A 25,246-nucleotide genomic window follows, 5' to 3' on the forward strand; every position below is an offset into this window, starting at 1 on the left:
ACTTATTTGCAGGCTTCTTTTACGAGTTCAAGCCCACGGGCAAGCGCATCCTGAATTCTTGAAGGGTCAGTTCCACCGCCCATAGCAAGAGCAGGTTTTCCGCCTCCGCCTCCGCTTACAAGCTTCGACATCTCGCGGACAAGGCTGCCGGCATTGATTCCACAACTTACGGCTTTTTGTCCGGCAGATGCCACGAGTTTAACCCCTTCGGCATCACTTGCAAGAAGAGTTACCACATCTTCATGTTTCAGAAGTTCAGTAGCTGTCTTCTGGAGTTCAAGGGAATCGGCTTCGGGAATAAATTCGGCAATAACCTTGAGACCTCCAACCTCGGAAGCTCCTCCCAGCAGCCTGTAAACCCTGGCGCGGGCAATTTCTTCCTTGAGTTTCTCGTTTTCTTTCTTGAGGTCTTTCCATTCCCCAAAGAAACGCTCAACACTTGCCGGAAGCTGTTCTGGAGGCACACTCAGGGTCTTTGCGGAATCTGCCAGGAGAGAATCTATCTTTTGCATGGCACGTACGGCTGCAACTCCTGCTGCAAACTCAACTCTTTCAACTCCATCCTGGATCCTTTCTGCCCTCAGGATTTTGATCGGGCCGACAACTCCCGTACTGACGCAGTGCGTACCTGCACAGGCTTCAACATCGTCTCCGACCTTTACAACTCTGATTTTTTCTCCTGGAGGCACTCCACCCTGATAGAGTCCAAAGCCGTATTCCTGCTCGGCTTCAGTCCTTGGTGTCCACTCCGTAACAACACGCTTGTTTTCCATAACCGTGCGGTTTGCCAGGAGCTCTATCTGCTTCAGTTCATCAGGGGAGATATGCTTGTAATGTGAAAGGTCAAGCCTGGAGTGGTCCACAAATTTCTGGGCACCGGCCTGCCAGATGTGTTTTCCAAGTACTTTCCTGGCTGCATCGTTTACGATATGGGTTGCCGTGTGGTGCCTGGCAAGGGTCATCCTGCGCTTTTCATCCACTTTGCCGTTTACAATGTCACCCTTACGGATATCCAGATTCCCCTCAGGGTTCTCTATTGTATGTACTATTACGCCGTCGTAGACCTGGACGTCCACAACCTTGTATACCGCATATCCGGTAGCGATTGTTCCCATATCTGCAGGCTGTCCACCGCCTTCGGCGTAGAAAAAGGTGTTATCCAGCACTATGTTATTGTCAAAGATATCCAGTACAACAGCCTCGAATTCAAGGCGAGTGGGCTCGTCATAGAAACTGCGCTTTGTCTTCGGGAGGTGTTTAAGCCGGTCTGCAAACGGAACTACTTCTTCTTCCTTTTCCTCAGCCTTGTTATGCAGTTCACCAATAATGGAATAGAAGTTGTCAGGGAATTCTACGTCCACTCCGATTTCGGATGCTACTTCTTTTGCCATCTCGGGTGGGATTCCGTGAGAATCGTAAAGTTCAGTTAACTGAGATAAAGGAATCTTTTCCCCGGTTTTCTTGAAATGAGATGCCGATTTCTGAATGATCCTGCGGCCTCTTTCCATTGTATTACGGAACTTCTCTTCTTCGGATTCCAGGATGTCCTGTATGACCGGGAAGTTTTCTCTGAACTCGGGATACTCCGGCATATTCTTTATATGCATATCCATAATCTCAGTAAGCGGGGTCCGGATGTCAAGGTCACCCATCATGCGTAAAGTCCGCCTGATGACAAGCCTTGCAAGGTATCCTGCCTTGACATTCGAAGGAATAATCCCGTCTCCAAGCATGAAAGTTAGACAGCGTGTATGGTCAGTAATTGCATAGACCTTTTCTACAGGTTCCATGATATCCGAGAGTTTTTCCACGGTCATTCCAATGCTTGAAGCAACCTTTTTCCTGAGTTCCAGAAGGTTTGCCTGTTCACTTACGTCCATAAACCCTGCAAGCCGAGCATTCTGGGCTAGGATATTTGCATATTCGGAATTGTCCAGTTCATGCTCAAGCCCTGCAAGCCCCATGAGTTCGTTTACTATGCCAGGGAAGAGTGCGTCATAGATTGTAGGGGAACCCTTCGAAGCCCAGACGAAACGTTCGAGTCCGTATCCTGTATCCACGATGTAGTTATCCATCTTCGAATAAGTCTCACCTTTGATGAGGATGTCACCCTTTTTGTCGGTTTTCAGACCCATGAAAACAAGGGTAGCAAGCTCAAGCCCGTTCACAAGGACCTCAACACAGGGCCCTGCATTTCCTCCGCCTGCCCATGGTTCTTCCTTGTAACTTACAGCAAAGGGATCTAACTTAAGTGAATTAAAGAGTTCATCACATAGCTCCAGAGTATGTTCCTTCCAGTAAATTTCGTTGTCCCTTTTATTGAAGGCGTGATGTGCCATCATTTCAAAAGTTGTAAGATGGCGTCCGCTTCTGCCCACTGAATCCAGGTCGTTCAATCGAATGCAGGGCTGGGAAATCGTGAGGGGATTTGCAGGTGGGGGAACCTGCCCCGAGGTTACGAAAGGCTGAAAATCTGCAATGGATGCGATGGTAAGATAAAGGTCATCTCTCCAGCGAGCAACTACAGGATAACGGTTGATCCTTGTGTGCCCTCTCTCCTCAAAGAATGAGAGGTAATACTCACGCATCTGGGAGATATCAAATTCCCTGGAAAAAACCGGGTTTCCTATAAAGGTATAAGGATCACAGGGCGCATCTCCACATGTCTTTCGGTCAGGGTCACGTGTCCAGAAGAATTTGCCACATGACTGGCACTGCTTCCGGACGAACCCGTTATTTTTGAAAAATTCAAGTTGATATTCATCTTCAAGCATAACAATCTCTCCGGAGGGTTGGGTTTTGCTCTGCCCTGGTCTATCTGAAAACAAAAGGGGAAATACCCCAACTCAACCGTTTTAAGAAACTTCCAGGCACTTTAAGTGCTACTATGGAATTTTGAATTTCTATACAATAATTCAGTTTATTCATTGTTAACTTTTGTATAAATTATAAGGGGCTGATTTGAAATAATGAAACATCCATAAATCGTGTGCGAATAATTTGCAACTCGATGTTGCTTTTGCAGCATAAATAACTTACCAACATAACGAAATATATAATGAGTTTGTATTAAAGCAACTTCATACTTATAGACTTTAACCTATTACAGATACACTACAGAAAAACCTTATTCCTCATTTAAAAGGCAGGAAGTTATTCTCATTTAAACAAAAGGTAGCTTTGTATTAGAAGGCTCACCAAAAATCGGAGTTCGGAAAAGGATAAATTCCTGCGTCTTAACTCTTCCCGGTATCGAATTTTTACCTGTATAAAATTCTTCCTGTATAGAATTCTTCCTGTATAGAATTCTCATCTGTATAGAATTCTCACCTGTATCGAATTTTTACCTATACAGAATTCTCACCTGTATAGAATTCTCACCTGTATCGAATTTTTACCTATACAGAATTCTCACCTGTATAGAACCACGGTCCTTCCACGTACCTCTATCACAGTGGATCTCGTAGCAGCAGCAATTTCCTCCGCGATAGCCTTTAAGTCTTTTCCTTCTTCAGCGCTTTTCAGTACTCTTACCTTCACAAGTCTGTTAGCTTTTATCTGCTTGTTCAGTTCCTCAATCAGAGTGTCCGTTACCCCATTCTTTCCGATATTAAGAATAGGGGAAAGCTGATTTGCTTCGGCTTTTAACCTGTATAACTTTTCTTTCTCCATTGACCTTCCTCACATTAATTGTAAAACTAATTTTATCAAATATGAAACACTCATATTATTATAATTTATACCCTATTATAATTCACACATTATTATATTTTTTACGAAAAATTATACAATCAATAAATGAAAAGATTATTTACTTCTGAAAACTGTTTGCCACTTACTCGAAGCTACTTGTCACTTACCTGGAGTCATTTACCATTCATCCAGGCTTCTCCCTTTTCTCATTATCTTCTATATCAACGTTTCCTAGCAACCCGAAAAGCAGTCAGGTGAACCTCTGGATTTATAGTGAAAATGAATTATTTTTTCGAGTTTAAGACTATCAGTAATTTAAGTTTCAGATTAATACTTTCAGTAATTTAAGTTTCAAATTAATACTGGCAATAAGTTAAGTTAAGCAAGCAATAGGTTAGGCAAGTAATAAGTTAAGCAAGCAATAAGTTAAGTTTGTTCAGGATTCTGCGATTATTCTTTTCACTTAACGGGACTTTTCCACTTATTCCGGACTCACATTAAGTAGATAAAAATAAAATAAGGGTTTTAAGAAAATCTTTATCCGTAAACTCGTTAAATTATGGCTATTTTCCCAATTTGGTAAGAAACAGGACGAAGTTTTCAAATAATTTCGACACCTTTATTAGCAGTCTGGGACTCATAAAGGATAAAAAGCGAACCATAAAAACAGAACCGGCGAACAAAACCTTTTTTCATAAGTTCAGGACGGAGACTTTAAAATGAATCCCGGCTTGCTTGATCTTATCCTGTTTTCAGAGAAAAGAAAAGATTTTCTTCTGTTCCTGAAAGAAGGACCTAAGGATATCGAAGAGATACTTGAGAGGCTTCAGGTGCCAAGGACGGCTCTTCTTCCGCAGATAAAGAAGTTAAAAGAAGAGGGTCTGGTAATACATGAAGAAGGCATATACCGGCTCAGTGCAATAGGGGAAATTGTCGTCGAAAAAATGCAACCCCTGATTGAGACCCTGTCAGTGTTTGAGAAGGACGAAGAATTCTGGGCCAATAGAAAGCTTGCTCCTATTCCACCCCATCTTGTAAACAGGATTAACGAACTTGGAAGCTATCGCCTCATAGAACCGGATCTAAGTCATACTTTTGATCTGAACCCGGAATTTATAAAAAACCTTTCTAACTCAACCTATATCTATATGTTTTATTCGTATTTCCATCCTCAACTTCCGGCTCTTATTCTCAACCTTGCAAGAAAAGGCATTGAAATTTCCCTTGTTTTGAGTGAAGCTGTATACTTACGGCTTGTAGAGGATTTCAAAGAAGAGGGAAAAGAATTTCTCAAAATAGAAAACTCAAGCCTTTACATTCTGGAAAAAAAAGAAATTGAAATTCCTGCGCTAATTGCTGTCTCTAACGGGATAATGACTATAGGATTGTTTAACGAGAACGGCAGATTTGACCGCCAGTATGTGATAAGTTTCGAACCGCAGGCAATAAAATGGGGACAAGAGTTTTTCGAGTACTACAGGGATATGAGCAGGGAAGTGAAATACCGCTAAGCTAAATATCGCTAGGCTAAAGACCGCTAGGCTAAATACCGCTAAGCTAAAGACCTGGCAGCTTTCTGAGTCATCCTTCCGCCTAATAGTGAAGCTAAAGACTCAGAGGTATTATTATACTGTATAAGGTTCCCAGCATGAAATCAACCCATTTTTAAAGTTTTAGCGTTTATTGCTACGATTACAGTGCTCAGGCTCATGAAAACAGCACCTATAGCAGGGCTCAGTAAGATTCCATATCCATAGAGTATCCCGGCTGCAAGAGGAATGGCAAAAATGTTATACCATGTTGCCCAGAGGAGATTCTGATACATCTTGGAATACGTTTTTCTGGAAAGCCTGATGATATCAACTACATCTCTCGGATCGTTTTTTACCAGAACTATATCAGCGGTTTCGATTGCAACATCCGTACCTGCTCCAATAGCTATCCCGACATCAGCCTGAGCTAGGGCAGGTGCGTCATTAACTCCATCTCCGACCATTCCTGTGATGTATTCCGCCTGAACTTCCTTGACCTTCTCGGCTTTTTCATGAGGGAGGACTTCTGCGAAATAGTCGTCAAGCTCCAGTTCCTTAGATACCCAGGCTGCAACATAACGATTATCTCCTGTAAGCATGAGGCATTTAATTTCCATGCTTTTAAGTTTCGAGATAGCTTCCCTGGACTCTTTCCTGATAATGTCGGCAAGTGCAACGGCTCCAAGTATCCTGTTTTCCTCAAGTAAGAACACGACAGTTTTTCCCTGTGATTCGATTTCTTCAACTTTCTCGTTTTTGAGAGCAATTCCGTTTTCTTCAAGATAGCCAGGACTCACAACAAGGAACTTTTTTCCTTCAATCAGGCCCTGTACACCTTTTCCAGGAATTGAACTGAATTCTTCCACGGATTGAGTCTGCAAACCTTTTTCCCTTGCACTTTCCAGAATTCCTGCTGCAATGGGGTGTTCAGAACTGGCTTCCAGGGAGGCTACAAGGCTTAAGATTTTTTCATTATCCCTTCCATCCTCTCCTGTTCCATTTCCTTCTCCTGAAAGAGAAACGACATCCGTAACGCCAAACCGACCTTCGGTTAGTGTACCGGTTTTGTCAAAAATAATAGCCTGAAGGTTCCGGGCCCTTTCAAATGCCTGCCTGTCCCGGATGAGAAGCCCGGATTTTGCAGCAATAGACGTCGAAACTGCGACTACGAGGGGTATTGCAAGCCCAAGGGCATGCGGACAGGTAATAACCATTACAGTCACTGCCCTTTCCAGTGCAAAGACAAGCTGTTGACCGATAAGAATCCAGAGAATAAAAGTGATAGCTCCTACCGTCAGAGCTGTGATTGTAAGATACATGGCCGCCCGGTTTGCCAGGTCCTGGGTTTTTGATTTGCTTTCCTGAGCAGCCCTGACAAGTTCGACAACCTGGTTGAGATAGGTATCCTTTCCGGTTTTTTCTACACTAACAATAAAAGCCGCTTCTCCGTTAATTGAGCCGCCAATAACGTCATTTCCCGGCTTTTTCGTGACAGGCTTTGATTCTCCGGTAAGCATAGACTCGTTGACACTGCTTGTCCCCTCTACAACAGTGCCGTCCACAGGCACTTTTTCCCCGGGCTTGATCAAAACCTTATCCCCTATTTTTAGCTGGTCAACCCCAATATCAATGACTTCTCCATTTTTCTTCAAGTGAGCAACTGAAGGCATGATCTTTACCAGCTCCTCAAGAGCCCTTGAAGCTCCCATAACCGAACGCATCTCCAGCCAGTGTCCGAGCAGCATTATATCGATAAGAGTCGCAAGCTCCCAGAAAAATACCTTACCATAAAGCCCGAAAACTACAGCTGAACTGTAAAAATAGGCTACGCTGATTGCAACAGCTATAAGTGTCATCATGCCAGGTGATTTTTCAGAAAGTTCTTCTTTAATTCCCTTCAGGAAAGGATATCCACCGTAGAGATAAACGACCGAAGAAAGCAAAAAAGTTAGATAATCAGCACCTGGAACGCGAAGCTCAAAGTTAAAAAAGTCCTGGATCATAGGAGAGAGCAGCAAAATAGGAAAAGTTAACACGAAAGAAACAATAAATCTCCTTTTGAAATCTTCAAGCATGTGAGTATGATGGTTGCCGTGTCCTTTTCCACCCGCAGCCTCATGGCCTTTATGTTCCATTCCTTCGTGTTCCATTCCTTCGTGTTCCATTCCTTCGTGTTCCATTCCTTCGTGTTCCATTCCTTCGTGTTTCATCTCTTCATGTTTCATTCCTTCATTTTTCGTTTCTTCATGTTTCATCTCTTCATGTTTCATTTCTTCATGCAGCTCAGTTTTTCCAAGCTTCATTTCTTCATGTTGCTCTTGGTCCAGTGATTTCTCTTCAGTATGCATCGTTTGTGCTTCGACGTGGTCCTGATGCGCCATATTTCCGGCAGGCTTATTCCCACTTTTTTCGTGAGACCTACGGGAATTACCGTGCATGTACCTTCCAGTGTCGCGTTCATTACCATGAGATATAGATACATTTACCTGAGTTTTAGAAATCCTGGTGTCCACTCTCTTCTCTTCAGTCTCCATATTTCCCCGATTCCTCTGATTTAATTTTGTTTTTTAAATATATTAGAATTTATTAGATCTTTGAAGCTAATGAAGCTAAAAGAACCAAATATCCTGAGAGAAAAAATAAATTCTTTTATAACCAGCTAATTCAAAGGATTAATTTCAAAGGATAAAAAGTAGGAAATGAAAGAAAAGAAGGAAATGAAGGAAAAACAGGAAATGAAGGAAAAGCAGGAAAAGAAGCAAAAACTGAAAAAATACTCAAAAAATTGATAAACAAATATCGGGAAAGGAAGCCAAAGCCAAGCTAATTTAAGCCCTCCAAAGGGAGAATAAAGAAAAAATGGGTATGTGAGAATATTTAACTACTCTTTGCTATCCGAACACTATGACGCACAGTGAGGAACAGAGTTAATAACAAAACGACACAAAAGATCCCGATAAAAATAGCATCCCTAAAGGCTATGTCCAGAGGAATATGACTGATAGACCCATAATCAGGAGGCAAGTAAGTCATACTTTAATCTATGTATCCAAATATAATAAACTTACCGAATTGTCTTATATGCCAGCTAAAATAACTACATGTGTTTAATTCTATGTTCTGAGAAGCATTTTTGAGTCCTGGGATAGGCTCGATAATTGCATTGGTTTAAAAGTTCTCCGCACAAAGGTGGGAAGATAAAAAGTTAATTGAAAAATTGCATAAGCAAACGTTTCACACTCAGTCTGGACTCAAAAGACAGCAGGCTAAATACCAAGCTGTATTCAGATAACACCGAAAAACGATAAATGAGTAAAATTTATCAGGCAATTCAGATAAACCGAAAAACGATAAATGAGTAAAATCTATCAGGCAATTCAGTCTAAACTAAACAAAATAAATTCTTCAAAAGTTAACTGGAAATCTTATCAAAGGGTTTCTACAGAACTTAAAAATCATATACATATCTGGTTTCCTTAATGACTTTACCACTGCTATCTTTTTCTACGAATCTCATGATTTCTTTGTCGTGGGTAACTACTGTGTTGCAGTAAGGGCACAGCTCTGTATTTTTGTACATTACAGAGTGCAGAAATGATTCTTCATCTTCAAAATGAAAAAGCTGTGAGCTGAACCATCTTCTACACTTTGTACACCTAACTTCACAGTCTTTTATGTTGTTCATTTTTTCATCTTCACATTTAGTTTTAGTCTTAGTATTAATAAAATATTATTAAACTTATATATAATCAACGTGGCTGAAATTAGTTATGTCCTAATACCTGAAAAATAAGCTTACTCCAGACTTTTCTATGTATCCTTAAAACAAAGAGCTTCACAGAATATGTGCTGCTTATGAAGAAAAAAACAAACGCCGAGTAACAGTCCAGGGTAGCAAAACTAACTTTGAAACGCTTTAATACGCCTTAAAAATGGCTCGACGTTTGCTCATGAATGGTTTATCCTGAAAGTAGCAGTTTTAGGTTCAGGCATTACATTCGAAGCTTAAATGCAAGGCAACTTTATGAATAATGGGCTATAAATCGATACTAAATTATCTTTAAATGAATTGTAACTCTTGAGTAGGATTCATTAGAACATATTTAAGGTGCTTTGAACAAAAATTTAGAAGTCCTGTGCACGATTCTCAGGTGCAGTTGATTCTCAGGCGCAGTTATCATTGCTTTGGTCTTATGGTCACGCAACCTGGTGATTACAAGTCACTCACTTTACTGGAATGTGTCAAAAATGCATGGTCTGATGTAACAAATCATTAGAGCTTGAAACGGGACTTAACTTGGCGACTTTTTCTGACTGTTCTATATAAATTATTGATAAGTTTCAAGCTCTGGAAATTGAATCTATCTACAATTAACTTTCTTGATTCAGGAACCTTTCCACCATAGCCCACTCAACTTTCTTTATATACTTTGCTTGAAGCTTGGATATATATAGAACATTGCTACCAATCAGGATTTTCATATCTGACGGTTTGGGCTCGGCTGTACCAATTGGAAGAAGCACAGGGCCCCCTGGGGAGGTACAGAGCCTGAAATCCTGCCCGCTTTTTCTGATATAAGCTCTTACCTTTTCATCAATTGTAAACGACGGAATCATATTAACACCGTGCAGAACTTGTCTGGGAAAGATAAATAATTACAGGTTATAGTTTCAATATAATAAAATTTCTCATAAACAGGAAAAAATTCCTGGTTTGTAAAAGTCTCCGGGGCAGTTTTAAATTTCATGAAAGCAATCTAGGACGAAGATAACCATGATGATGAGAGACAGGGGAAAACTTGTAATCTGGCCGGTATATCTCGACCAGACAAAGTCAAGGAGCAGCGGTAGAATAATATCCCGAAAAAATGCTATAAAGGAACCGCAGCTTAATGAGATAAAAGAAGCAGCCCGACAGCTTGGCCTGAATCCCGAAGTAGAGCCTGAAAAAGCATATCCCAAGTCCTGGTGGGAAGTAAGCGGGAGAGTGCTTGTGGATGATAATGGCCCGAAAACCGTTATTGCAAAACAGATATCTTTAGCCATAAAAAAGATGCGAGGGCCGGAGAGCTCTGCTAAAGCTTAAAGTCAATATTGCTTCTTAATAGAGAACGTTAGTAAAGAAACGTTAGTAGAGAGACTTTAGTAGAGAAACGTTAGTAGAGAAACGTTAATAGAGAAACGTTAATAGAGAAACGTTAATAGAGAAACGTTAATAGAGAAACTTTAGTAGAGAAACGTTGATAGAGAAAAAAGGATTTTGAGAAATCCTGAGAGGTCCAAAAAGCCCCAGATACCTGAAAATCATTTTGTCTGGGCTTTCGGAAGCTCTAATATGTTCAGCTAGCCGTTATTTTAATTTTTTATAAGGATACCTCATCTCTTTTCCGCAGCACTGGCAAGAAACAATGATATATCCTTCTTTCAGCCTGTAACGGGCATTTTTTCCGGGCACGAGAAAAGCATAGCAGTGTTTGCAAATTCTGCTTTTTATTTCTCTTGGAATACTCATCCGGTTTCTCATAGAGATGTTCCTGATAAGCTGCACGTAACGCTCGCTGCGTTCAGGATGTTCTGCATGTTCTCTTTTTGCAAGCTCAAAAAGCCGCCACATGCGCTGGGTTGCGATTACCTGAATCAGGTTTTTCTGCTGTTTTCTTGCTATTCTGGACATGGGTAGATTGATCCTGTATTTTCGTCTCAGATCTTGATTTTTAAGCTTCTTTAAGAATCAAAATAAGGAATCAAGAATAATCACATTAATCTCAGGGTTTTTGCCGTGTACAAGGGCTTTAAACTTTTCGGGATCTCCATCTGTTATGTCTGGCTTCCCGTAGTGCATCGGAATTACATCTTTTGGGGAAATTGCTGCGGCTGCACTTGCTGCTGCTTCTTCGTCCATTGTATACGTGCCACCTATAGGCAAAAGAGCAACATCTGCCCTGATATTTTTCATCTCAGGGATAAAATCGCAGTCTCCTGCATGATAGATCCGGATTCCTCCAAGTTCCACTATATACCCCACTCCCAATCCACGGGGATGATAGGGTTTATCTAGGTTATAAGCCGGAACGACTTCAATTCGGGTTCCCTTAATCTCAAGCCCTTCGGCAAGCACATCCCCCTCAGCAACCCGCCTTGCGTCCCCCTTGAATTGCAGGGATAAATTTTCAGGGATCAGGGTGGTTGAGTCCGACCGCCGGACCTTTCGGATATCATCAGGGCTGCAGTGGTCAAAGTGCTCATGAGTAATTAACAGGATATCAGCTTTATCTTCAAAAGCTGGTTCTTCGCTGAGGTCGTAGGGGTCAATATAAATCTTCTTTTCATCCCCCTCAAGTAAAAAGCCAGAGTGTCCCAACCACTGAATTGTAACATTTCCAATCTTTACTCGGTTCATTTCATACACCTGTGGACTTCAGTAACTGAGTTTAACAATAAAAACCTTAGAGAAAGAAAACCTTAGAGCATGAAAACCTTAGAGCATGAAAACCTTAGAGCATGAAAACCTTAGAGAATGATTTCACGATTAGATTTATAGAAGGATTGTTTTCTGATTATATTAATGATACCCGAAAGAGTTTATTCTATCTTCAAAGAGAAAAATAATCTTTAAAAAGCTAGCAAACTTCTGCTTTATACTCCTGCTTTATATTAGTACTCACAGAATAGAGGTTTTGATAAAATTAGGAAATTCTTATTGATATGCTGGGTTATCTGTCTTGTTTGATAAAACCTGGTTCAAGCACCCTCTCATAGATCATTTTCTGCATATAGGAAACAATCGGCAATTTGATTATCACTGCTTCTCTTTTGTTTCCTGCGCTGTGAACCCCTATTGATTCCTTTCCATCGGCAATCATAAAAAATTCTTCTTTATACTGGATGCCGTCAATTACAATGTTATTCATGAAATTCGTAAACTCTTTATTGGTTTCCTTAAACTCAAAAGGAAGTGACTTGAACCTATCCAGTTCATCAACTATAAGAGTTAGATTACAAGTTTTTTCCAGTTTTTTTATTTCCTGCTTAAATTCCTTGAGTAACTCAGGGCTTGATGAAAAAATAATTGATTCTTCTCTTACTCCTGCCATGATTTCACGTATCCGGTTCTTTATTCCCCAGTCACTCTGGATGTACCATACAGGAGAAGTTTTTGGAAGTTCATAACTCAATTCATTGAGCTGTCCAAGTGTCTCTATTGCACAGTTTAAGAATTCGTTTTTTATTTCCCCAATTACCTTCTTAGGGTCAACTGCTCGGAAATACGTTGGAGATCCCTGTCTCACTTCCAGATAGCCTTTTTTTGCAAGTACCTTCAGAATTTCATATATTTTGGCTCTTGGCACATTTGTAAGTTCGTGAATCTCACGGGCTGTAGCCTCCCTCAAACTAACGAGCCCAACATATGCTTTTGCTTCATTTTCGGTTAGCCCTAGTTTTTCAAGGTTATGAATTAACTGAGGATTTGTTTGTAATGCCATCTGTTACCCCTAATGTAACAATAAATTTAAATCTTTTCTGTTTGTATACGTCAAAAGATCTAAGTCACAAAAGATTTGCCGCAAAATAGTATAATCTTAGCAAAATATTATATTTATTAACATTTATACAAACTTTGGATGTTATATTTTCAGTTCCGGGATAAAAAAAGGCAAGTATTATTAAAATGTACACAATATTAGATAATGAGCCTTCGGCCCAGAGAAAAAAGGCAAATTCAAGACGTGTACCAAGTTCCTTAAATTGTATTTCATACTAAAAATATATGAGGGGAATCTACTATTAAAAATATTTTTGAAAAACTGGGATTTTTCATTCAGAAGAACCGTTTTTCCATACTCCTGATAGCTTTACTGTGTATACTTATCGCAACGCAGGGAGCGCAGCTCATTGAGATGGAATCAGGAACAGAAACCTTTGTTGGAAAAGACTCTCCTCTCTACCAGGATTATGATCACCTTTATCAAAAAATTTTCCAGACACAATCTGTTGTGGTAATGGTAGAGGGCAACGATGTAGAAACTGCTGACGTGATGAAAGCTGTAGACAGGCTAGAACATCAGGTCCAGGCAACCAATGGGGTAATTGAAACTACAAGCCCCGCTTCACTGATCAAACAGATCAATTATAAGATGACAGGGAAATCTAAACTCCCTGATACCGATGAAGAAATAAAAACCATTGTGGATGGAAACCCTGATATTTTCGGCCAGCTTATTCCTGACAATACTCATATGGTAATTTCGGTAGTCATGGCCGGTTCAGCTAGTGAAGATAACCAGGAAGATATCCTTGCTTCCACTCAAGAAGCTGTTTCACTTGCGGATTTTCCACCTTCCTACAACATTATTGTTACTGGCGATCCAGCATTCAGCGTTTCCATGAACGATGAGATGAATTCCAGTATGGGAGTGCTTCTAGGACTTTCAGCGGTTTTCATGATTATTGTACTGCTTCTTGTGTTCAGGCACGTTCGCTGGTGTCTTCTTCCTCTGCCGATAGTTCTTCTTGGTATTGTTTATACCTTCGGAGCCATGGGTTATATAGGAATTCCCATGTCCATGGTTTCCATGGCTGCATTCCCTATCCTTATAGGCTTAGGAATTGACTATGCTATTCAGTTCCATAACCGACTTGAGGAGGAACTTCGGGAAAAAGGGAACAAAACAACAGCAGTTATAGAAACCGTAAAGCATACCGGGCCTGCAGTCCTCACAGCTCTGGTAATGACAGCCCTTGGATTTTTCTCCCTTTTTACATCTACGGTACCAATGATCCAGGATTTTGGTAAATTGCTTATGATAGGCATTTTAATGTGTTACTTCTCTGCTATCTTTGTAGGGGTTATAACAATTTCTTTATTTGACAAATACTCGGATAAAAACCCCCTGAGGAAGGTAATAAGTAAGATAAAACCTGCAAATCCGGAAAAGAAGAAAAAGTCTGAGGAAGGAGACGAAAGTGATCGCCTGATAGGAAGGATCCTGCAGAAAACTACAAACCTGACTATCAAATATGACGTTGTAGTACTGGGAATCGCACTCTTGCTCTGCTTTGGCGGACTTTACCTCGACCAGTCCGTGCCTATCCAGACTGATGTTGAAACTTTTGTGCCTCAGGACATGCCTGCACTCGTGGATCTTCAACATATGGGAGATATCATGGGCAATAGTGATGAATTAAACCTTATCATCAAGGTTAAGGACGTAGCTAATCCAGATGTCCTTAAGTGGATGGACCAGTTTTCCGAGCATGAAGCAGCGTCTAATAGCCACATTTACGGCTCTTCGAGTATTGTAGATCTCGTAAAGGAATATAATGGAGGGGTAATTCCCGATACCAGCCAGGAAATAAAGGATATTTACTCTGAAATTCCTGATTCACAGAAAGACCGCTATGTATACGGGAATAATATGCTTCTCCTGAACTTCGACATAGGAAATGCGGTTGCGGACATAAAGGTAACAGGTATTGAGGAACTCAGGAATGTTGTCAAGCAAGACATGCAGTGGATGCCGGCTCCACCGGGCACAGCCGTCACGATTACCGGAAACTCGGTTGTGTACATAGAGGTTATCTCTGCTCTTACCAGCGGAAGAATTACAATGACTTTCCTTGGCCTGATCCTCGTGCTCGCAGGGCTTCTTATTGTATACAAAGACTGGGTGAAAGCCCTTGTTCCTGTAATCCCAATGTTAATAGTTATTGGCTGGTCAGGCGGAGTTATGAGCCTTCTTAATATCAGCTATACTCCACTTACAGCAACCCTGGGAGCTCTGATACTGGGAGTCGGGTCAGAATATGCTATCCTCATGATGGAACGTTACTTTGAAGAAAAGGATAAAGGAGCAAGTCCTTTAGAGGCTATCCAGCTAACCAGTTCCAAAATAGGAAGTGCAATTGTTGCTTCAGGGGCCACGACGGTATTCGGGTTTATGGCCCTGCTGGCTTCTCCTTTCCCCATAATAACCGACTTTGGTACAGTTACGGTTATCGATGTCTTGCTGGCTCTCCTGGCAACCTTTGTAGTCTTCCCCCCGCTTATGGTTACTTTTGATACCTGGCGCGATAAAAGAAAAGGGGCCAGAACAGCAGAAAAACAGACAGATACAAAAAAACAAATTCAGGGGGCCGAGATATGATACGAGTGCCCATAACAAAACTAAGGCAAAGAACGATTAAAAAAATTGCTACGTTTGCGTTAATTATACTGGTAGTATCAGTGACTGCACTCCCAGCTCTCGGAGAAGACGATGATGAAAACAACTTCATTGCTCTAGATCATGGGTATACTGTGGATTACTACAAGAGTTACGGGTCGCCAGTAATACAGGCGTCAATTACAGGAGATCCCGAGCTTGAAAGGGGAGAAACTGCAGATCTGAAAATAAAAATCGCAAATGCCGGAGCTATATCTAGTTTTAAGAGGTTAAACGCAAATCAGAAAAGAATAAACGATTCCATTGAAGAAACAATTGCATTGGGAGAGATGGGAGAAGAAGAAGAATGTACGACAGCAAAAGATATAGATGCTACTCTTCAATCAGAAACGAAGTACATTGAAGTAGAGTCGACAGGCAATTTCCAGAACGTTGAGGAACTTGAAACCGGTCATATAGCACTTCTTAGTTACACAATAAAAGTTGATGGCAATGCACCTGCTGGAAATTATGAACTTCTTCTGCCAGTGACCTATCAATACCAGGCAAATGTCCGAACTGTAACTGCGGATGCGGTAAATCTCGGAATTACTGATGTAGACTATGCAAGAGAGTACAAAACGAAAACAGAAACTCTCAAAATACCTATTTCCATAAAAAGTGAACCTAAATTCGAAGTAACCAATGTTTCTGGCAACCTGGTGCAGGGTGAAAGTAAGGTTGTTAATGTTACTTATAAAAACACAAGAGAAACCGTAGCAAAAGACGCTTTTGCCCGGATAATTGTGATGAGTCCTCTAAGCACTGAAAAATCTACAGTAAGGTTAGGGGATATTGGACCTGGAGAAGAAAAGACTGCCAGTTTTGAAATTAAGGCCGATTCGGATGCTACTGTAAAAAAATATGGAGTCAATAGTGAAATAAAATATCTTGATGATGACGAAAATACTAAATTTTCAGAAAGTATGAAAGTAGACTTACCTCTTAAAGCAACAGAACAAAAATTTAGCATAACAGGAATAGCAATTTTATTGATTATAGTTATCGCCCTTTACCAGATAGTAAGCGTACACCGGAAAAGAAACCAGAACGATGAGAATGTATCAGGTGATGAAAATGAATAATAAAAATGGATTATTTATTACTGTCACAACTCTTCTGATCCTTTGCTGGGCAGTCTTCCCAGCGCAGGCAGCTGTACCAGACAATTTTGATATTAGTGAAAACTACTACTCAGTATACGGAGGGCCTGACCTTAATGCAACACTTGTTGGAGACAACCAGTACTCTAGAGGAGATACTGTAACTCTCAATCTAAATATGATGAATAAGGGTGAAATTTCCGGCTTTAAATCTGAAAAGGATGCAGATATTGGGGATTATGCAAATGAGATGCTCCAGCAGTCAGAGATGCAGTATGAAGCGCAGGCTACGACAGCAATAGGCATTCTTGCAACCCTTAAATCTGATGATCCTAACATTAAAGTTAAGTCTGGATCCCAGGAAGCTGGAACTCTCAAACAGGGAAAAGAGAGTGCAAGTCCCACAAAGTTTACAGTTGAAATTAACAAAAACACTCCTGCAGGTACTTATCCTCTTACCCTTGAGCTTTCTTATCAGTACCAGAATAATGTTCAGGTAGGCGGAGATGACTTTGACAGTGTTACAGGCCTTGTAACGAATAAGGAAGTCGGTCTCTGGTATGAAAACAAGACACAGACGCAGACCATAAACATCGAAGTCAAGAAGGAGCCTTACTTTGAAGTTACAAACGTAACAGGTGACCTTTACCCTGATGAAGGTGGGATGCTTTATGTTACATATAAAAACACAGGAGAAGAAACTGCAAAAGATTCAACTGTTAGAATTAGTGCATCTGATCCCTTCAGTACCACTGATGACCAGGCTTACCTTGGAACTCTGAAACCCGGAGACAGTGAAGTTGCTGTTTTCGATATGGATGTAGACGAAACTGCTACTGCAAAGCCATACTCTATAAGCAGCGAGATTTTCTATGAAGATGCTGATGGGCACGACCAGACTTCGGACACTATTAAACTCAATACCGAAGTTCTGGAGGCAAAAAATTCTCTCCCGGGATTTGGGCTTGTGACAGGGATTACAATGGCTCTAGCTGCATGCTTTGTAATGCTCAGGAGAAAGAAACAGGATTGAAGCAGAAAGGTAAATAATAGTAAAGTATGCACGTAGCCTTTTTAAAGGCTACAACCCTCTATTTTTGGAAATATACTCGTGCAGTTTTTCTTGCGATTTTCTAACTTTTGGAATTTTACCTGTAGTAGTAATTAGAATTAAAGCTGAACATATTAAATATAACCCGGCTATTTTATAACTGAATTAGTTTAATTCTGTCATATTGGTGCTTTTTATGTGAAGGTGCTTTTTATGTTAAGATACTTTTTATGTGAAGCAAGTGGAGATAAAATATGAAGAGAAAACTTTTCCGAAATATAGTTATTGCAACAGATGGATCTAAGAATGTTCAGAGGGCTATTTCTCACGGTATTGAGTTTGCAAAACTTAGCGGAGCCATTGTCCACGCTCTTTACGTAGTAAATACACCCTCTACAATTTCTGAAAATTGGACTGCTGGTAAAGAAACAATCTACAATATTATGAAAAATGATGGGAAGAAAGCAGTATCTAAAATTAAGGAGATTGGAGAGGCCTCAGGTGTAGAGGTACGAGAGGTCCTTTTAGAAGGGTATCCGAGCAATGAAATTATCGATTTCGTAGAAAATAACAATATTGATTTGATAGTAATGGGCTCCCTTGGAGCAACCGGACTTGAACGGTTTCTAATAGGAAGCGTTGCAGAAACAGTAGTAAGAGGTTCAAAAGTCCCGGTTCTGGTTGTCCGGAGTGAAAAGCAGAGCTGAACTTTCTGTTAACTGGAAGCCTTTGAGAATATAAATAAATCAGAATTAGGACTAAAAATAGAAAATATAACTCCATCTATAGTCACGAAGCTAAATAATACAAATATTCAATGAGGTGTAATGAAGGTTTTTGTTGCAACAATTACAGGTGTGACTACATGTATTGGAAAATGTATGCTCCTGTCAAATTGGGTTATAATTTTTCAGTCGGAGCGATCCGTCTCCATTGAATCGATTTTTGCAGGTTTTTTTTCACCGACAATTTTTGCAACCATTACCTCGGTTGATTTGATGACCGCGTAGACCCTGTCTCCTGGTTTGATATCAAGTTTTTCTACAGCTTCTTCAGTGACTACTGAGGTTATAACTGAAGGTTCCATTTCTATCGTAATTTTAGATACAAGCCCGTTTTTTTCCACTTCAAGCACTTTACCAGGTAGCTGGTTTCTGGCTGATAATTTGAAGCTTACGTTTTCCCAGGCTGTTTCATCCCCTATGGTTTCACTAATAAGCTGCTTACTGGATTCGTACTCAGCTAACAGCTTTCTTCCGAGGTCTGTCAGGAAGGTACCCTGATTTTTTCCCCCTCGTACAGTGACGACTGCGGGTTCGCCAAGAGCTTCATTCATTTTTTTAAGTACTATCCAGGCTTGTTTATATGATATCTCAAGCTTCTTGCAGGCTTTCCGAAGCGAGTGCTCTTCTTCTATCGTCTTCAGTAACTTAGCTCTTCCAGCACCCATGACGGTCTTTCCGTCTTCCGTAAACCAGACCTTTGTTCTTGCTTTCACAAATTTCACCTTTTACACCGGAGCACATGGACAGAACTTGCCCTGTAATGGGCATACACCGGAACTCCAGGAAGGATACCCATTTCCTCTGCTGATTGTCGGGTTATGAGGGCATTAAGAAGAACGCTGTAATCAACTTTCACCCGAACAAGAGCTCCCAGCATCCAGCTTTCAGTAACCTTGCCCTGTAGAGAGTTTCTGATTCAGGATTGTGTGGAAGTCTTACTTAAATCTATGTTCTCAGACGTCAGGAAGGCATGTAACTGGCTACCTACCTTAATATCCCTGAAGCGTGAATAATTCTCTCTCCGGCTTCAATCCTTATAAGTCAACGGCCTGCAGAGGTAACCTTACCGTTCAGCATATTTTCAAACCCTACGAAGCTGGCTATCCTGCTATCAATCGTTTTTTCGAAAATTCCTCCCGGAATCCCTACCTGCATAAGTTTTCCGTCTATTATTATCGTGATCCTGTAAGCCATTGTCCGCTGTTCGGTCTGGTCATGGGTAGTATGCAGCACAGTCAACTTTTTATTTGCCCATATATCCTGAAAAATAACGGAAATTACAACAGTAGCCTGAGACTATTTTAAAAATAAACTTTATAATATAATTACTAAAAATAAATCTAGTTTTAATTAAAGCTAGATTGTCTAACTGTAAAAAAAGATGCCTGTAAGACTATAAAGTGTTAAACAAATGTTATAGTGAAAGTAAATGTTTATTTATTTATATGCCGATACGATGAGCATATATATAAAGTCCTATATTTGAAAATTGAATAATATCTCGAAAATTCGATAAAATGAGTGGCTTATACACATATATCTCGAAAATTCAATAAAATAAGTGGCTTATACACATTACTAATATCTCTGAAGGTCTATTTATGAATGGCTATAGTGTTTTTCTTTTAATGCTTACAGTCTATATAGCCGTGCTTGTGGCTATTAGCTGGTATTTTAATAGTAGACAGAAGTCCATTACCGATTTCTGGCTTGCCGGCCGCATGATAGGGCCCACAGCAATAGGTTTTTCGGCGGCAGCTTCATGGTTAACAGCCGGAGGAATTCTTGCAGTTGTCGGATATTTTATGCTAGGAGGAATGGGTTCTATATGGGAATTTGTTGCTCCTAATATCCTTGCTCTCCTTGTTATTGCCGTGCTTGTAAGGAAGATTAAAAGCCTGCCCGCAATCACACAACCCGAACTTCTGGAACAACGTTATGGTAGTTCAATAAGATTGCCAATTGCCGTGATTATTACTGTTGTAATGACCCTTTTTTCAGTATCGGATATTACAGGGCTTTCTCTAGTGTTGCAGGTATTTTATGGCCTTGATCCCCTCTATGCTGCAGCTATTATTGCGATTTCAGTTTCTCTCTACGTAACTTTGGGAGGACTTTCAGCAGTGATCTGGACAGATGTTATCCAGTTTTCCTTCCTTGCGATCTTCGCATTGGGAATGGCTTTTGCATCAGTAGGAACAGTAGCTGACGGAGGACTTAATACTACTGCAATAAGCGCTTCCCAGCTTTTTGGAAATGTACCTGGCAGCTGGTGGAATCCCTTTTCGGTTGGTCTTCCTCTTATAATGATCCTTAGCTTTGCCTTAATTCCTGGCTGGATTACTGAGCAGGACCCCTGGCAAAAAGTCTGGGCTGCAAGAGATGCAAAATCTGCCAGTCGTGGAATGGTAGTCGGTGCTCTCATGATTACTGTAGTCTTCGCAGCCTGCGCTGTAATTGCGATAGCTCTCAATTCTGTATATCCTGAAATAGCAAAGATGGGTTTTCCTGCAGGCATGGGTCTGGCAGAACCTGCACTCCTGAACTTTGTCAATACACGTTTTGCCTCTGCCCCTGTGATTATAGCCTTAAGCGCAATCGGGCTTGCGGCAGCTTCCATGTCCTGTACAGATACTTTTTCAACTTCAGGAGCCTCCTGTGTCTCCAGGGACATTTTCCAGAGATACATAAAGCCTGATGCCACAATGAAAGAGATGCTCGCGGTAAACAGAATCAGTGTCATCGCTATCATACTTGCGGCAACAGCAGGCTCATTTGTAATTCCAAACATTATCGATGCCATTCAAATCGCAACTTTCATTGCAAGCTCATCCTACTTCTTCCCTTTAATGGGAGGCCTATACTGGAAGCGGGCTACTAAAGAAGGAGCTTTTGCAGGAATGGTCGTGGGATTCTTAGTTCAGGTGGTTCTTGTGGCGTTGGATCTTATAAAAACACCACCTCTGGGCACCAACTATCTTGAGACAATCCACCCGATCCTCACAGGTCACGGAGTAATTGTAGGAATGACCGTGAGTGCAATTGTTTTCTTTGGAGTATCCCTTATGACAAAACCCTCAAGCAAGATTCACCTTGCACCTTTCTTCGAAGAGGAAGCCGAAAAGCTCGCCCATTACGAGGCAAAGGGAGTCAGTGAAACAGATAAGTCTTACAGCGCTTTTCTTGAAAACGTTGATGAAAAAATTACCGGGGAACGTGCTCATCTCCAGCTTAATCTCCGAGCTTCTGGAAATCTCAACTGGCATGAAGTTACAGAACGGCTTAAAATCAGCTATCCTGCCTGGATAACTCCTACAGGAATTGATTCGGTATACAGGTTGACCCATGGGGATATGCTTTCCTGTGTTGCGATAACGAGAGGGAGCGGAGATAGAGATATCTGGCTCAAAGCCGAGCCTACCCTTGAAACCGTGGGAAGGCAGAAGAGGGAACTTTTCACAGCCTACGAAGAGTTAACAAAAGTACTTGGCCAGAAGAACATAAGCCTGGACTTTTTTTAAGTAAAAGTTGAGGTTCTTACCAGAACCCAGCTGTTCTTCTTTTTTCAGATTTAAGCATTTTATAGTTTGAAGGCGTTTTCAAGGGTCTTTTTTCCAAACAGAATATCTTCAAGAGAGAATACCTCAAAATTATAAACGCCTCTGTATCCCGAAAGCAATTTCAGGACTGAAAAGTCCGCACAACCTTCTCCGGGAGCCATATGCTCATCTCCATCGTATTTTTCTGTCCATTGCCCACTATTATCATGCAGGTGAAGATGGATAATATGCTTCTTCAAGGTTCGGACAAATTCCTTGAGTTTTTCAGGATCACCTCCACAGGTAAGGTTTGCGTGTCCTATATCAAAGGTGGCTTTCAAGTGTTCGGAATTCACAACTTCTATGGTCCGGGAAAGTTCATCAGCCTCACAGCAAAAATTCGAAGGATCTGTACCTTCCTTGTTTTCAAGGCCCAAAATAACCCCATAATCTTCAGCCACGGATGCAAGCATGCTGAGATTTTTGACCATCGAAAAATAAGATTTTTCCCTGTCAGGTCCAATCCTACCCGGATGTAATACCACAACAGGGGCTCCTATCCGGCCTGCAAGCGAGATTGATTCTTCCACAAGAGTAAATTCCCTCTCGCTCATTTTTGCAGTATCAACCTGGAGAGCTGAAGGATATTTCAAGTCTCCAGCAGAGTAAGGGGCGTGAACTGTAAATGCAAAATCGTGTATCGAGATTTCGTCAAGTACCCGGTCAAGCTTTTCAATTTCAAGTGTCGAACCGTTGTAGATCCCAAGTTTGGGGATATACAATTCTATGGACTCAACATGGTCCTTTAAATCCCCAGGGCGGCCGGCAAAAGATGAGGCTCCTAAAATCACGCATTATGCAAGGAAACTAAATATAAAAATCCTTTTCTGATGCCTGCAGAAATCAAATTCGTAAATAAATATTATCCAAATTCGTAAATAAATGTTAGCCAAATTCCCAAGTTTCTAAAATAATTAATTCCTGGATAAGTGAAATTGAAACTATACAGTGAGTTTCTCTTAAATTGCGGCCAAGCAGTTTTTTGTCTTATTATTATTTAATAAATCAGCCAACATATTTATATATAAATAAATGTTACCAGCCGCACAATCTAAATTTATTTATAAATAATTTTTATATTTAATATATAGTTTCTCGTAAAAAATATATTTTAACTATGGGTACAAACAGTGTTAAATACTTTTTTATATATGACACAGAAAACATACCTTCTTCTTTTCTCAAATAAACGAGAAAGTTAATAAATCGTACATTTTATAAATATCCCTAATATAAAAACTACATCGGGAAAACTTATTAATATAAAATTATTAATTATATTCCTGAAAATAAATACAAAAATTCATTAGTTACAATCGGAATCTTTATATTATATTGGGGAGAGTTGAATTTTTTTATTTATATAAATTTACGACTTTGTTTATTTTTACCTGCGCTGGCTGTCTTATAAAATTGATTGTATATTATATAGGCATATAATAATATTTTAAAAGCCTACATATTTCGAAAGGTTTATGAATGATCCTCTCTAATCAAAAAATTAACGCGCGTCATAATCATATTTCTTTGTAATGATATGGCAGACGATTTTAAAAAAATGTACAGCGTTTTTTGAATCCACCTTATTACATGTAATAATACAAAGGAGGAAAATGAATGGAACCACTCATAAGCATGGGAGTGCTTGCACTTATTGGAGTGGCTGCGACCATTGCAGGTGCCTCAGAGGACCTGGAATCTGATATCGGTTCGCAGAGTAACCCTAACTCTCAGGTGCAGCTAGCTCCCCAAATGATGTTTCCCCACAGAATATTTAACAAAGCGATATCTGGAGAACCACCATCAAATGCATTAATGTGTTCGATCGGTGCAGCCGTTGCAACAGTATTAATTAGTGAGTTTACGATGTCCCCACTTTTTGCACTGGTATTCGGTTCCCTCATTGCAGCATGCGTACACGGTACCTTTGCGGTAACTGCTACAATGGGCAGATGTGCCAGTCAGAGCAGGTTCAAGCAGCCTATTTATCTTGATATGATAAGGGCTCACACCCCAGCAATTATGGGATATGCGTTCATAACAACTTTCTGTACGCTAGTGGTATCATATTTGATGACCGTTGTACTTGGACACCCCTTCCCGCTAACTATGCTGGCTTTTATCTGGGGTATTACAGTAGGTGCAATTGGATCGTCAACAGGCGACGTCCATTACGGTGCCGAACGTGAGTTCCAGCAGTTTGAATTTGGTTCAGGGCTGAACGCTTCGAACTCAGGAAACATTGTAAGATATGCCGAATCCGGTCTCAGGGATGGTTTCGACAACTCCTGGTTCTGTGCCAAGTTCGGAGGTCCTGTCACAGGGCTTGCTTTTGGTATGACTGTATTCCTGGGAAGCTGGATAACAACTATTTTTGATCCTGCAAAAGGCCTGACCATGGGATGGCTTTCTGTTGTTGCAGGTGTTATAATTGTCTTTATTTTAATTATCTGGAACTGGAAGATGGAAGTTTATGCCCGCGAAGCATTTGGACCTTACAAAGAAGATAAGGCTGAGGAGGCTTCAGCATGATTGACGCTATCTTTGGAAACATTATCTGGATGGCCCTTATCACAATCGGCGGCGTTTTGATTTCCTGGAGTGTTCACTTTGTGCCTGTGGGCGGTGCACCTGCAGCTATGGCTCAGGCAACCGGTATTGGTACAGGTACAGTGCAGCTGGCAGCAGGTGCCGGTCTGACAGGGCTTGTTAGTGCAGGCTTTATGATGAACGTAACAGACAACCTTCCGCTAATTCTTGCCTCAGGCGCAGTGGGTGCAATGATTATGATCGCTGTGACCATGATCGTTGGTACCTGGGTCTATGTTTATGGTGTAGGTGTTGTGCCTTCTTCAGCAAAAGTAAAAGTTGATCCTATTACAAAGTACAGGCAGGATCTTTATGTATCCCAGGGTACTGAAGGGCACGGTCTTCCTACAGTAAGTTTTGTGAGTGGAGTTATAGGCGGTGGCCTTGGTGGAATCGGAGGGTCTCTTGTTTACTATTCACTTATAGAAGTGGGTATGAACGCAGGCCTGGAAGCGGTTGGAGTTACCAATTCTGTCACAGGACATGAGCTTGTAGCAGTTGCAGCAATATTCGCAATAGGTATTTTCTTTGTGAACGCTGTAATTCCTTCCTATAACATAGGAGGTACAATTGAAGGGTTCCACGATCCGAAATTCAAAAAATGGCCAAAGGCGGTAGTTTCCTCCCTCGTAGCAACATTACTGTGTTCTATCGTGGCGGTAATTGCAATTGCACAGCTTGGAGGTATCTAA

At 40.8% G+C, this 25,246-nt stretch carries 21 protein-coding genes; 9 read left to right on the top strand and 12 right to left on the bottom strand.

What is annotated here, in order from left to right; all coding sequences use genetic code 11:
- Positions 1–2: 2 nt before the first annotated feature.
- Together alaS and FXW07_RS09805 are read right to left on the bottom strand one after the other, a co-directional pair.
- Positions 3–2,774, bottom strand: a complete 2,772-nt coding sequence (gene alaS, locus FXW07_RS09800; RefSeq protein WP_048117127.1) for an alanine--tRNA ligase — start codon at positions 2,772–2,774, stop codon at positions 3–5.
- Between the two features lie 637 nt (positions 2,775–3,411).
- A complete protein-coding gene (locus tag FXW07_RS09805) occupies positions 3,412–3,672 on the bottom strand; it encodes a YhbY family RNA-binding protein (RefSeq protein ID WP_048117132.1) in 261 nt (86 codons plus the stop codon).
- A 740-nt stretch (positions 3,673–4,412) separates the two neighbouring features.
- Between FXW07_RS09805 and FXW07_RS09810 the strand changes: the two genes are divergently transcribed.
- A complete protein-coding gene (locus tag FXW07_RS09810) occupies positions 4,413–5,204 on the top strand; it encodes a winged helix-turn-helix domain-containing protein (protein WP_229395272.1) in 792 nt (263 codons plus the stop codon).
- A gap of 143 nt (positions 5,205–5,347) precedes the next feature.
- Here the strand turns inward: FXW07_RS09810 and FXW07_RS09815 are convergent, their stop codons facing one another.
- The 3 genes from FXW07_RS09815 to FXW07_RS09825 form a co-directional block, all read right to left on the bottom strand.
- Positions 5,348–7,759: a copper-translocating P-type ATPase gene (locus tag FXW07_RS09815; protein WP_229395273.1), complete on the bottom strand. Its 2,412-nt coding sequence runs from the start codon at positions 7,757–7,759 to the stop codon at positions 5,348–5,350.
- Between the two features lie 914 nt (positions 7,760–8,673).
- Positions 8,674–8,910, bottom strand: a complete 237-nt coding sequence (locus FXW07_RS09820; RefSeq protein ID WP_229395274.1) for a hypothetical protein — start codon at positions 8,908–8,910, stop codon at positions 8,674–8,676.
- Positions 8,911–9,596: 686 nt separating this feature from the next.
- A complete protein-coding gene (locus FXW07_RS09825; RefSeq protein ID WP_229395275.1) occupies positions 9,597–9,842 on the bottom strand; it encodes a hypothetical protein in 246 nt (81 codons plus the stop codon).
- Positions 9,843–10,005: 163 nt separating this feature from the next.
- Here FXW07_RS09825 and FXW07_RS09830 point away from each other — a divergent pair, with 163 nt between their 5' ends.
- Complete coding sequence (locus FXW07_RS09830) at positions 10,006–10,311, top strand: signal recognition particle protein Srp19 (protein ID WP_229395367.1); 306 nt, start codon at positions 10,006–10,008, stop codon at positions 10,309–10,311.
- A gap of 264 nt (positions 10,312–10,575) precedes the next feature.
- Here FXW07_RS09830 and FXW07_RS09835 read toward each other — a convergent pair whose 3' ends face one another.
- The 3 genes from FXW07_RS09835 to FXW07_RS09845 all read right to left on the bottom strand — a co-directional run bounded on the left by FXW07_RS09835 (position 10,576) and on the right by FXW07_RS09845 (position 12,709).
- Entirely contained in the window at positions 10,576–10,899 is a 324-nt protein-coding gene (locus tag FXW07_RS09835; protein ID WP_048117141.1) for a ribonuclease P protein component 4, read from the bottom strand.
- Positions 10,900–10,956: 57 nt separating this feature from the next.
- Positions 10,957–11,625 (bottom strand): MBL fold metallo-hydrolase, encoded by a 669-nt coding sequence (locus tag FXW07_RS09840; protein ID WP_229395276.1) that lies wholly within the window; start codon positions 11,623–11,625, stop codon positions 10,957–10,959.
- A gap of 313 nt (positions 11,626–11,938) precedes the next feature.
- Positions 11,939–12,709 carry a TrmB family transcriptional regulator gene (locus FXW07_RS09845; RefSeq protein WP_229395277.1) on the bottom strand — a complete coding sequence of 257 codons (771 nt, stop codon included), beginning with the start codon at positions 12,707–12,709 and terminating at the stop codon, positions 11,939–11,941.
- Positions 12,710–13,009: 300 nt separating this feature from the next.
- Here FXW07_RS09845 and FXW07_RS09850 point away from each other — a divergent pair, with 300 nt between their 5' ends.
- The 4 genes from FXW07_RS09850 (at position 13,010) to FXW07_RS09865 (ending at position 18,288) form a co-directional block, all read left to right on the top strand.
- Entirely contained in the window at positions 13,010–15,370 is a 2,361-nt protein-coding gene (locus tag FXW07_RS09850) for an RND family transporter (protein ID WP_346655646.1), read from the top strand.
- Positions 15,367–16,512: a hypothetical protein gene (locus FXW07_RS09855; protein WP_229395278.1), complete on the top strand. Its 1,146-nt coding sequence runs from the start codon at positions 15,367–15,369 to the stop codon at positions 16,510–16,512. Before FXW07_RS09850 ends, FXW07_RS09855 begins: the two co-directional genes overlap by 4 nt.
- Positions 16,505–17,563 carry a COG1361 S-layer family protein gene (locus FXW07_RS09860; protein ID WP_048117154.1) on the top strand — a complete coding sequence of 353 codons (1,059 nt, stop codon included), beginning with the start codon at positions 16,505–16,507 and terminating at the stop codon, positions 17,561–17,563. The genes FXW07_RS09855 and FXW07_RS09860 overlap by 8 nt, the downstream gene beginning before the upstream one ends.
- Positions 17,564–17,835: 272 nt before the next feature.
- Positions 17,836–18,288 (top strand): universal stress protein, encoded by a 453-nt coding sequence (locus FXW07_RS09865; RefSeq protein ID WP_229395279.1) that lies wholly within the window; start codon positions 17,836–17,838, stop codon positions 18,286–18,288.
- Between the two features lie 203 nt (positions 18,289–18,491).
- Here FXW07_RS09865 and FXW07_RS09870 read toward each other — a convergent pair whose 3' ends face one another.
- From FXW07_RS09870 to FXW07_RS09880, 3 genes are all read right to left on the bottom strand, one after another.
- Positions 18,492–19,079, bottom strand: coding sequence for a TOBE domain-containing protein (locus FXW07_RS09870; protein WP_048158085.1), 588 nt, complete (start codon positions 19,077–19,079; stop codon positions 18,492–18,494).
- 5 nt (positions 19,080–19,084) lie between these two features.
- Complete coding sequence (locus tag FXW07_RS09875) at positions 19,085–19,222, bottom strand: TOBE domain-containing protein (protein ID WP_229395280.1); 138 nt, start codon at positions 19,220–19,222, stop codon at positions 19,085–19,087.
- A gap of 185 nt (positions 19,223–19,407) precedes the next feature.
- Entirely contained in the window at positions 19,408–19,605 is a 198-nt protein-coding gene (locus FXW07_RS09880) for a hypothetical protein (protein ID WP_048153326.1), read from the bottom strand.
- Between the two features lie 362 nt (positions 19,606–19,967).
- Here FXW07_RS09880 and FXW07_RS09885 point away from each other — a divergent pair, with 362 nt between their 5' ends.
- Positions 19,968–21,887 (top strand): sodium:solute symporter family protein, encoded by a 1,920-nt coding sequence (locus FXW07_RS09885; protein WP_229395281.1) that lies wholly within the window; start codon positions 19,968–19,970, stop codon positions 21,885–21,887.
- Positions 21,888–21,946: 59 nt separating this feature from the next.
- On the opposite strand, the gene FXW07_RS09890 is transcribed toward FXW07_RS09885, so the two are convergent.
- Complete coding sequence (locus FXW07_RS09890; protein ID WP_229395282.1) at positions 21,947–22,756, bottom strand: sugar phosphate isomerase/epimerase family protein; 810 nt, start codon at positions 22,754–22,756, stop codon at positions 21,947–21,949.
- An 826-nt stretch (positions 22,757–23,582) separates the two neighbouring features.
- Here FXW07_RS09890 and mtrE point away from each other — a divergent pair.
- Positions 23,583–24,497, top strand: coding sequence for a tetrahydromethanopterin S-methyltransferase subunit E (mtrE, locus tag FXW07_RS09895; RefSeq protein ID WP_229395283.1), 915 nt, complete (start codon positions 23,583–23,585; stop codon positions 24,495–24,497).
- Complete coding sequence (gene mtrD, locus FXW07_RS09900; RefSeq protein ID WP_229395284.1) at positions 24,494–25,246, top strand: tetrahydromethanopterin S-methyltransferase subunit D; 753 nt, start codon at positions 24,494–24,496, stop codon at positions 25,244–25,246. Before mtrE ends, mtrD begins: the two co-directional genes overlap by 4 nt.

Origin of the sequence: Methanosarcina sp. DH1, assembly GCF_020804205.1 — an archaeon.
Classification (GTDB): Archaea; Halobacteriota; Methanosarcinia; order Methanosarcinales; family Methanosarcinaceae; genus Methanosarcina; species Methanosarcina vacuolata.